The following is a 10,038-nucleotide window of genomic DNA, read 5'->3' as shown; positions in this document are numbered from 1 at the left end:
TCCCATTTCCCTTTCTTATTCTTCTTGCGGAATACATCCACTCGCGCCATGTCGCCGCGGTCGACCGTGCCGCCGTTGACAGTAACCGCGACCTTGTCCCTGGTGGCGACGCGTACCTTGCGGATAATGTCTCCTTTCGGCGAGCGCGGCGGGTTGTCCCTCGGCTTTTTGGCGGCGATCCATGCGCGTAATGTTTCTACCAGATCGTCGCGCAGCTTTTTTGGGTCGGAGACTTTGCCATAGGGCTCCGGAACCGGGATGAGATCGAGGTCTTTCTCAGTCAGCTTCTCGACCGCCTTGCGCTCATAGACAATCTGCTCGCCGCCGATGTCGCGGATTTGCTTGATGGTCGCATCATGCGCCTTGCCGCGCGCACGACGCCTCTCGGCACGGGAGACGAAGACGCCGCCGGTCCCGTTGTCGCCGTATACCGCGCGCGTGACGTCGATGTGGAATCCTGGCCACGGCTGGCTGACGTGGAAAATGTCGTCCTCGCGGCCTTCCTTTTCGCGCCTCTGCATCTCCTTCGTCATACGCTGCAACAGACCCTCGGTGGTCGCCGCCAGCACCAGTGCATCGACGGCATGGTGGCGGTCGTCCGGCACGCGCTCGCCATCCACCTTCTTCAGGCCCTCCAGTCCCCATGCGCGCCGCAGCTTCGAGGTGATCGCGCCGGGGCGGGTGAATACGCGGCGCTCGTCGCTGCCGTCCGGTCTGCGCTTTTCCGGTCGGGGAGGGAACATGCGTGTCAATTCGTCGGCTAGAAGCCTCGTGACCCATTGTGTGTCGGTGAGATTACGTGCCTTGAACTTGTCTTCCATGTCGGCGGCGTTCTTGAGCGTGTAGTTGCGCTTCTTGCGTCCTTTGACCTCCTTCAGGTTCTCTACGCGGGCGACGTATTCCAGCCACTCGGCTTCGGTCTTGCCGGCCTCGAACCACTCGAATGGCGTCTGGCCGCGCTTGTTCTGATTGGCCTTGGCCGTGCACAGCGTTTTGTTGATGTATGAGTCGTCGCCGAACCGGCTCCACGGCAGGATGTGATCGACCTGATAGCGGGTGTCGTTGGCAGCGATGCCCTTCGGGTCGATAGCGTCGCCCGAATAGACGCACTTGAAGCCCTGCTCCTTGGCGAGTTCGTAGCGAAGGAGTTCGTCGTCGCTGACCGGGCGGCCGAGCAATTCCGATGCTTCCTTGCGCCGTTTTTCCTTCTCGGCGGTTCTGTCTTCAAGCCCCTTTGTAAGCTTTGCTCTTTGCTCGGCGCTCTTTCCAACGCTGCGCGCCAGTTCGATATGGACAAGATCGATCGGACCGTATTCGCGCACCACGGCTCGAATCTGCTTGATCGCCTCGCCGAAGGCCTTGCGGGTGACGGGACTGTTGATGCTTTCGAGAGAGATGGCGGCGCGGGCCGCGTGGTCGTAGCCGACGCGCGCGCAAGCATCCGAATAGACCAGTCCCTCGCGCAATCGGGGAATGATATTGCGGCAGGCCAGCGCCGAGATATGAGCCGACCTGGTGAAGTCCTTGAATGCGCCTTCGCCCGCCGCTACCAGCAGGCAGTCGACCACGACAGGGTCAAGACCCATTTCTTCAAGTCCCATTCGGATCGAGCCGAGGTCTTCCCGGAAAGAAAGGACTTCCGCGATGCGGTCGAGTTTTTCTGGCGTTCGTGCGAGCGACTGCCAGGGCGCGTCGCCAAGCACGTCGCGCAGCGTCTTGGTGCCGTAGGCCGCGCCGCCAGTGCGGGCCGCCACGTCGAGTCTGCCTTCCTTGTCTTTCGGGACGCCGGCGAAGCGTGCATTGGGATCGAGATCGAGTGTCTTGCGCAAGGTCGAAAACGAGACCGTCTTCGTTGTTTCGCCAAAGCCGCGGGCGGCGATCGCGATTTCATCCTGTATGAGCGGCCGCTCGATGCGGCCGACGGCGATGCGCAAGTTGGTCAGCCGCTGAATAAAGCGAAAGAGCTCGAACGACGGCGCGCGGCGCGCCGTACGCATCTGGTCCGGTTCAAACGGGCACTTGCCGACCAGCGCTTCGCTGTCCTGAAGCGGACGCTGGAAGAACGCATTGTCGGAAAAGGCGCTGGCGAGTATCTCCGTCGCCGCCGTGTTGCCCAGCCTGCGCTGAGCTGAGAAGATGGCGCGCACCTCGTCTTCAAGATCGGAGCGTTTCGCGGTGTGCGAATAGTCCTTGTCGCGGTTGCGCTTGCGGTCGGCGAATTTCTCGTCGCGTGCCAGCATCTCACCGAAGGAGCGGTATCTGGCGAGGCCTTCTCGGGTCAGCTCCATCGCCTTCTTCATCTTCGAGGTTTCGTCAGGAGCGTTGGCGGCACCTTCGCTCTTGGAATTCGATCTGAAGCCGCGATGCCGCGCGATGTGACCGAGCACCACTGCCAACTCGTCGGGACTTAGTGCGCGGTCGTGCGCCGCGGCACGCAGAGCCCAAGGCGTGATTGATGGATTAGTCCCTTTCGATGCAATCCGGCACAGCGCGACGCGCAACGCATCTCGTGTCGGGTCAGGTAGGAGCCCGTTTTTGTGAAGGAGTCGACGGATGGCGTTCATGCGCTGGCGGCGGCGGCGGATGACGCGGCGCTGGCCGCGCGCGGCGCGCCGCTGCGCGCTCTTGGGTTCTCCCGTCTTATCCACGAGCGGCGCATCGAAGCAGCGCACGCCCGCCGCTATGACCGACCCGTCGGGGTCGCCTGCTTCGATTACTCCCCATCCGCAGGATGCAATGCCGAGATCGATACCCAAAATACGCATGATTGATGCCCCCGGACATCTTGCGCATAACTATCGAACTCATTATTGACGCTCGTCGTTCAATCATCAATATTGAACGCCTTAGGGGAAATCGGTTGGAAAGCCACGGCAAAGTGGTTTTACTACTGAAGGATCACCCCCGCTCGGGAAACCGGGCGGGGGGATTCCTTGTCGTCAGTGAAATTTTGAGCCCTTCCATAAACGTACGAATGCGGACCGCGCGCGCAAGCTCGGGCGGCCTTAGAGTGGACACTCTAGCGTCCAGCCTGGAAGTGCTTGGCGGCAAGTTTGTTTCAAAAATCATACGTTTTGAGATTGACTGAGCGGTCGTCTCAAATTATGTCTCTAAACGGAATTCTCGAAATTCTTATGAGGTTCGGAGATAGCTATGGCGCTCGTCGGATATGCCCGGGTCAGCACGACCGGTCAGGACCTCGAGGTTCAACTCGAAAAGCTAGCGAAGTGTGACAAGATGTTTCGCGAGAAGCGATCCGGAGTAGATGGAGCACGTCCCGAACTAAGGCGTTGCCTGGAGTACATCAGGGAAGGGGATACGCTGGTCATCACCAAGATCGATCGCCTCGCCCGGTCCACCTCGGACCTGTACAAGATTCTCTCGCGGCTCGAAGAAAAGGGGGCACAATTCAAGGTGCTGGACGATCCGCTGATCGACACCAACTCACGTACTGGAAAGCTCGTTCTCGGCATCCTTTCCTTGATTGCTGAGTTTGAGAATGACATTCGCAAGGAGCGGCAGATGGACGGCATCGCCAAGGCGAAGGAGAGGGGGGTCAATTTCGGCCGCCGGAAGCAGCTCACAGACGACGTCGTGAAGCACATCCGCAAGCGCAGGCGGCATGGAGCAACCATTCCGCAGATCATGAAGGATGTCGGCCTGTCGAAGGCAAGCGTATATCGGGCCCTGACCTCAGGTTAGGGCAGGGAGCAGAAAAGTCGGCTATGGGATACCATTTAACCCTTTCGGCTAGACCGCAGTCACCCACAGGGGCGCTGCGGGCCGGGTGGACTGAGCCTCGCTGCGTTTCTCCGTCGCCGGCATTAGTTCGCAGCATCCCGAATTCGCTGGGTTTTACGGGTAGATAGGGTCACGATCGCATACTTGCTTGGCGATGTCGAAGTTCCGCGGTTAAGGCAGGGATGAACTCTGCACAATCCGCAACTACCCCGAATTTGGCGAGTTTAAAAATCTCGGCCTTTTCATCGGTGTTGATCGCAACGATTGATTTAGCGTTCGCGCATCCAGCCACGTGTTGAGGGGCCCCGGAGATGCCAAAAGCAATATACAGTCGCGGCGCAACGGTTTTGCCCGATAATCCCACCTGACGCGAATGCGGGCACCAGCCCAAATCACACGCGACTCGGCTGGCCCCGACCGCTGCGTTCAGCTCTCCGGCAAGCTCTCCAAGCAACACAAATCCTTCGGGGCCACCAAGCCCGCGGCCACCGGCGACGACGACATCAGCGTTCTGAAGCTGCGCCCCCTGCTGCCCGTGCCCGGGAGGCTGCACATCGATTACCCGGGCCCGAATATCTTGAGTGGTGGTCGACGCCTTGCGGTGCACGACTTGGCCAGTTCTTGCTTCCGCCGCTTGAGCAGGTTCGAATGCCATGGTCGCGATTGTCGCAACCATCGGTAGTGCGTGCAGGGAAACGACTTGACGGAATGCCCCACCGTAGCAGGCGCGCGTCCAGTGGATGGTGTCATCGACGCGAGACACAGCAGAACACGCGGTAACTACGGCACCATTTACTCTGAATGCCAAGCGCGGAGCAAGTTCAATTCCGGCTACAGAGTGTGAGAACAGAACACATTCAGGCTTCAACTCTGAAACAAGGGAAGCAAGATCATTGAGCCAAGCATCTGCTTGGAACGGTGCAAAAATGGCGTCTTCTATCAATATAACACGCTGGGAGCCCCGAGCAGTCAGCGCGAGAACCTGCTCGTCGTCAAAACTTGGACCGATGCAAACCGTGGCCACGGTGCCAGAGTCACCAGCAATTTCGTGTGCGGCCGTCAACACCTCCATGGTCGTTTCGGATACCACACCGTCATTGAACTCCACAACCACAAGAATTGTTCTTTCAGTCATAGTATTCTCTCCGCAATCAAGTGATCGACCAGAGCCTTGGCCTTATCCGCACTGCTTTCTCCTGCTATCCACTGGCAGTTGCTTTCGATCAGTGGCTTGCACAACTCCATCACTGACGCATGTGAGGAAGAGGGATCAAAAACCTCCACGGGAATGTTGAGATCGCTTTTTGTGAGCCGAGTGATAGGTTTCTTCCCTGCGCGCATGGTCTCGCGTAGACTCGGCTTACGCACGGCTCCTAGCTCATGAGCGATCGTGATTAGCGCTGGCAATGTTGCCTGCATCGTTTCTTCACCTTCGCCGATCGCCCGACAAACCGTTACCTCGCTGTCGGCGACCTTGATCTTCCTTGCTAGCGTGATGACGGGGATTTTGAGCAACTCCGCCAGACCAGCACCCACAATCCCGGCATCGGAGTCCGTCATCTGCCTGCCTGTCAGAACAAGATCGACATTGCCGAGCTTGCGTACTGCCGCTGCGAGACCGGCCGCAGTGGCGTGGTAATCGCATTGCCGGAAGATGGGGTCGACAATCATGACGGCCGCATCGGCCCCCATCGCTAGCGCGTGCTTTATCGCCTTGTCGGATCCGTCGCAGAGGGTTAGGGCCGAAATGGATACGCTCTCGGGTTGCGAGGTTGCATCCCTTATTCGTAAAGCTGCCTCGAGCGCCTGCTCGTCGAACGGATTCATTACCTGCGAGCCGCTGCCAATGCGAACTGCCGTCTTCGTTGCTTCGTCAACCCGCAGGAGATCGTGCGGTGTTTCTGGGTCCTCGACGAGGGTTACACAGACCACAATATGCATTGCTCCTCCTATATAACCTCGACATCGACTGGAACAATTCCGTCAAAATGCTTTCTTTGGAAGTTCCACTCGGTGACTGGCTGAACTCGACCGCGCTCATCGGTACCGCGAGTCATCAGCGTGTAACGACCGGGTGTGTTTGCGTTCCAGACAATCGAAAAGCGCCGCCAAAGAAACCGATCTCCGTGTTCTTCGACATGCGCATCCCTCCATGTTAGGCCGCCGTCGGTAGAGACTTCGACCCTGGCTATCGCACCTTCTCCACTCCACGCTAGGCCGCGAATTACATGCTCGCCAACGGCAAGTGGCGAATCTTCGTCGAGTGGTTCGGTAATGACGGTTTTAACTCCCAGGGCCGTCATTGGCGCCTTGTTGGGATCGTCTGGCGATTTGCCGGACACAAAATAGTATGTCTGGTGATAGCAGTCGGGCATGTGGTCCATGATCTCGATCTTGTTGATCCACTTAACCCACCAGTTGCCGGCCCAGCCGGGCACAACCAGTCGCAGTGGCGCGCCGTGCACATGGGTAAGCCAGTCACCGTTCTGAGCCCAAGCCAGAATAGTGTCTCGTTCCATTGCCTTTTCGATCGGCAATCCTTTGTCATAATTGATGATTCCAGGGTCATAAACTTGGAAGTCAGAACGGCCGACCGAGAGATATTGCATCGCTGGATCCGGCCGACCTTCGTCGAATCCCTCCAGACGAACAGCCACGGCACTGCTTTTCAGACCAACTGCTTCCAGAAGGCTGCTGAGGGAAATGCCGGTCCACTCGCCGCCAGAGAGATAACAGGTAATAGTAGGTTCGGCACTGTCCGCAGATGTTGCCTTGATGTCGGCTTCGCCTTTCTCGGCCCACCACGAGGCGTTCCAGTCGCTCTCGATACGATAGGACGGCTTTGCCATGTTGCCGCCTTGCTCGCGCGACTTCAGATAGTCCCAGAAATTGGTATCGTTACCCGCGCATTCGGCTACTGCGCGTACGGTACGTGCCGGAAACTTACGTATGTCACTCAAGGTAAATGCTGAGGGACGTTCTACCTCGCCGAAGACTTCGAAGCGGTAGTCGTCGGGATGCACGGGCTCCGGCACGTTCAGCTGTGCAACGATATAGCTCGCATCGGTGGGCGTAATGAGCCCCTCTTGATCGAGAAAGGGCGTCCGAGCATTGATCACCCTGTCGTGCCGATCCTTGCTGGCCGCAAGCTGGATGCGCTTGCGATCGGCCCAACCCAAATACCAATCGCCTTCTATTTCTTTGCTTGCCATTTTCCAACCTCCTTGCTGCGTCGATTGTCAATGCCCCGGCTCTAAGGCCGGCACATCCGATGCCAGTGGAACTATTGAGATGCTGGCGATCGATTGTGATGACGACATTGACACCTGCGTTCTGTGCCATGACGGCAACATCATTCCTCAAGGTATATTCGCCCCGCTGCCAACACGCGAAGCGCCGCAGCGGCGGCGCCATATCCATTGTCAATGTTGACAGTCACCAATCCTGGCGCGCAACTCGCGAGAGCAGAGTACAGCGCTGTCCGCCCCCCATCACAGACGCCATATCCGACCGATGTGGGGAGCGCGATGACTATTCCTGGAATCAGTCCGCAGATGACGCTTGGAAGAGCGCCGTCCATTCCCGCGGCGACGATCACGACTGGCAGACGCCTCAACTCCTCGACCCGATCGAGCAGGCGCCAAAGACCAGCGACACCCACATCATAAATTTCGAGAACATCTTCGCCGAAGTATTTCAGAGTCCGAATTGCCTCCCGACCTACTGGCACATCGGAGGTACCCGCCGTTACCACAGCCATGCGCTCAAGGTTCGAAGATGGCTGAATTCGCGTTCCGAAATAGGCTGTTTTGGAAACGGCATCATAGTCTAGACGTCCATGCCAAGTGCGGCCGAGTTGCTGCAGCTTCGCTTTGGAAAGCCGGGTGAGGAGTAGAGGATGATCTTTTTTGTCTGCGTCCGACAGGATCGCGACAAGCTGCTCGGCGCTCTTACTCTCACATAGAACAGCTTCGTCGAAGCCAATCCGGCTGCTACGCCCATAATCGAGGACTGTCTCAGCGACCTTCATGGCTTTTCTCCCACGAAGGCACTGCCTGAGCGATACTCCTCGAATAATATGCTGCTTGGCACAATCTCGTTCGGGAACAAGTTGCTGATTTCCCGCTTGAGTTCGTCTTGCACAAGTGATTCCAATCGTAGCAGGGTTTCGCGATCGAGCTCTATCGCCACCCCCCCGGATCGGACGCGGCAACGGACTGTTCGCGGAAAGAGGCGTCGCGATACCACCTTCTCCGCGTGGTATATGGATGCCAGGATCTCGGGCTCGATCGGAATACCTGTTTCAATGCGGCTGGACAGACATGGTGAAGCCGGCAAAGGCGCGATATGTTCCAATCCAAGTTCACACGCGACCCGTCGCACTCCTGCTTTGTCGATGCCACACTCCACAAATGGATGGCGGACCGAATAGAGGTGCGCCGCTTCTAAGCCTGGACGGTATTCCTGAAGGTCGTCGACATTGGTACCTGAGAAAATGGGCAGGTCCGAACGCTCCGCTATCGATCCGTACAGTCCCTGCTTGCAATAAAAGCAGCGGTTCATCGGATTCCTGCGGTAGTTGCCGTTTCCGAACTCGCCGGCATCGAAGATCGACAACGTCCACCTTTCTCTCTCTGCAAGTCGACGAACCCTCAGTGTCGCTTCTTCCGGAACGGCGGGTGAAATTGCGTGATAGATCTCTACGCGTCCGGGCATGAACCGATGAGCGGCCACTGCCAGCGTCAGACTATCCACGCCGCCGCTGACGGCGATGCTGGCATGATTCACTTGGATCAGGAGTGATCGCAGGCGAAAGAGGTCGCCATCAGACATCATCCATATCCCCCGAAGCTGCTGCTTCTGCGATTCGCCTCAGCGTTTCGCGCGCGGCATGCCCACTGGCCTGCCCCGCTACATCTCTCAGCTCTGCTTTTGCGCTGGTTTTCCCGTTCGGACGGCGAGCGACTTTTACGTCCACTCTGGAAGCGCGTTTTCTGACGGTGATAAAATCCCGTGTCAAAATGACTCGATTCACAATCTGTCTGCGGATGCCGAGTGTTGTGGTCTCGAGGAAGCAGGCATCGGTTGCTGCATCGCATACATCCTTGCGTGTGATCACTTGGACATGGGTCAGGAGCCGCCCGTTCTTTCCGACCACGGAAGATTGTGTTACATCAAGCACACCCGAAACGGCTCTAACGCTTTCGAGGCCCACGGCGAGGTCTTCAGCCGTCTGGTCATCCACCTCGAATGCGAGAATGGCGACCTCATCAGTGCTGACATCGCCTTCGGGAAGCTCTTCAAACACGAGCATACGAAGAATGTTACTGACGCCAGACAATTGCCGCGAACCGAAGCCGACGCCTGATTTGATTAAGCGGCGATGCCGTTGTCCGAGGGGAGGAGCACAATGGAGATGTTTGAGGATAGCAGCTCCGGTGGGTGTTATACGCTCTCCCGGTATGCCGTCGTCGTAAAGCGTAAATCCTTCGAGCAAACCGAGCGTCGCTGGAGCGGGAATTGCAAGTGTTCCGTGCTGACTCGAGACACGCCCCGACCCTATGGGCAGAGGACTGCTAGACCAAGTTGCTTCACCGATCTCATTAATGAGGAAGGCCGCGGCGACAATATCTGCAATCGAATCCCATGAACCTACTTCATGAAACCTCACGTCATCGGTTGTGCCACCGTGAACCGCAGCCTCAACTTCCGCTAGTATCGCGAAGATCGCTATTGCGCGCTGCTTTACCGGCTCATCCAGAGATGAACCCGAAATCCGCCGGCGTATGTCGCGGAATGATACATGATCGGGCCGGTGGCGAGGCGATCCGGCATGCTTCTGATCATAGGGCATTACCCAGCGTTCGTTGGTAACATGAAAGCGGCTGCCCGTTAGCACGTGATCCGAAACGGTGGAAATGCGAGCGTTCACACCACCCGTCGAATTGACGGTTTTAATGGCAGCTAATGTCGGTTGTTCGAGATCTGGAAAGGTGTTCAGCATCGCCGCGACGAACATGTCACCTGCGATACCACCTACTACATCCAGATGAAGGTGTACCATTCCAGTTCTCAAGTATCTCGTCGTCGGGCGATCATTTAACTGTTGCTCGTCGCCTACAGTCCCTCCGCGGTAAACATGCCGAAAAGGCTCACCGCTCCTCCGCAGATCCATGCCAACCATCGTTGACGAGCGAAAAGTTTTCTTGCCACCGAGATACCCACTAGATGCAGGAGAGCAGTCGAGAATGCGAATGCCCCAATGATGGCAATTGTTTCGACGAGGCCCGAGTCGGC

Annotated in this window: 9 protein-coding genes; 1 reads left to right on the top strand and 8 read right to left on the bottom strand. The window is 57.6% G+C overall.

The genetic code is table 11. The features are described from left to right. The coding region (gene cas9 / locus AB7F49_RS35050) for a type II CRISPR RNA-guided endonuclease Cas9 (protein ID WP_428531137.1) at positions 1 to 2,765 on the bottom strand (2,765 nt) is incomplete at its 3' end. A gap of 388 nt (positions 2,766 to 3,153) precedes the next feature. On the opposite strand from cas9, the gene AB7F49_RS35045 reads away from it, so the two are divergent. Further along, positions 3,154 to 3,702 (top strand): recombinase family protein, encoded by a 549-nt coding sequence (locus AB7F49_RS35045; protein ID WP_428531134.1) that lies wholly within the window; start codon positions 3,154 to 3,156, stop codon positions 3,700 to 3,702. Positions 3,703 to 3,871: 169 nt separating this feature from the next. Here AB7F49_RS35045 and AB7F49_RS35040 read toward each other — a convergent pair whose 3' ends face one another. From AB7F49_RS35040 to AB7F49_RS35010, 7 genes are all read right to left on the bottom strand, one after another. Then, on the bottom strand, positions 3,872 to 4,876 hold the full coding sequence (locus tag AB7F49_RS35040; protein ID WP_428531131.1) for an electron transfer flavoprotein subunit alpha/FixB family protein: 1,005 nt from the start codon (positions 4,874 to 4,876) through the stop codon (positions 3,872 to 3,874). Next, positions 4,873 to 5,682: an electron transfer flavoprotein subunit beta/FixA family protein gene (locus AB7F49_RS35035; RefSeq protein ID WP_428531128.1), complete on the bottom strand. Its 810-nt coding sequence runs from the start codon at positions 5,680 to 5,682 to the stop codon at positions 4,873 to 4,875. Before AB7F49_RS35035 ends, AB7F49_RS35040 begins: the two co-directional genes overlap by 4 nt. An 8-nt stretch (positions 5,683 to 5,690) precedes the next feature. After that, a complete protein-coding gene (locus tag AB7F49_RS35030; protein ID WP_428531125.1) occupies positions 5,691 to 6,953 on the bottom strand; it encodes a molybdopterin-dependent oxidoreductase in 1,263 nt (420 codons plus the stop codon). A 140-nt stretch (positions 6,954 to 7,093) separates the two neighbouring features. Then, positions 7,094 to 7,771, bottom strand: a complete 678-nt coding sequence (gene larB, locus AB7F49_RS35025) for a nickel pincer cofactor biosynthesis protein LarB (RefSeq protein WP_428531122.1) — start codon at positions 7,769 to 7,771, stop codon at positions 7,094 to 7,096. Further along, on the bottom strand, positions 7,768 to 8,574 hold the full coding sequence (locus AB7F49_RS35020; RefSeq protein WP_428531119.1) for an adenine nucleotide alpha hydrolase: 807 nt from the start codon (positions 8,572 to 8,574) through the stop codon (positions 7,768 to 7,770). The genes larB and AB7F49_RS35020 overlap by 4 nt, the downstream gene beginning before the upstream one ends. Continuing rightward, complete coding sequence (locus AB7F49_RS35015) at positions 8,567 to 9,805, bottom strand: LarC family nickel insertion protein (protein ID WP_428531116.1); 1,239 nt, start codon at positions 9,803 to 9,805, stop codon at positions 8,567 to 8,569. The genes AB7F49_RS35020 and AB7F49_RS35015 overlap by 8 nt, the downstream gene beginning before the upstream one ends. A gap of 53 nt (positions 9,806 to 9,858) precedes the next feature. Further along, positions 9,859 to 10,038, bottom strand: a 180-nt coding sequence (locus AB7F49_RS35010) for a hypothetical protein (protein ID WP_428531113.1), incomplete at its 5' end; no start/stop codon positions are given.

Origin of the sequence: Pseudorhodoplanes sp., assembly GCF_050250235.1 — a bacterium.
GTDB lineage: Bacteria > Pseudomonadota > Alphaproteobacteria > Rhizobiales > Xanthobacteraceae > Pseudorhodoplanes.
The sequence above is the reverse complement of the archived record's forward strand: the minus strand, read 5'-3'. Positions and strand labels throughout refer to the sequence as shown.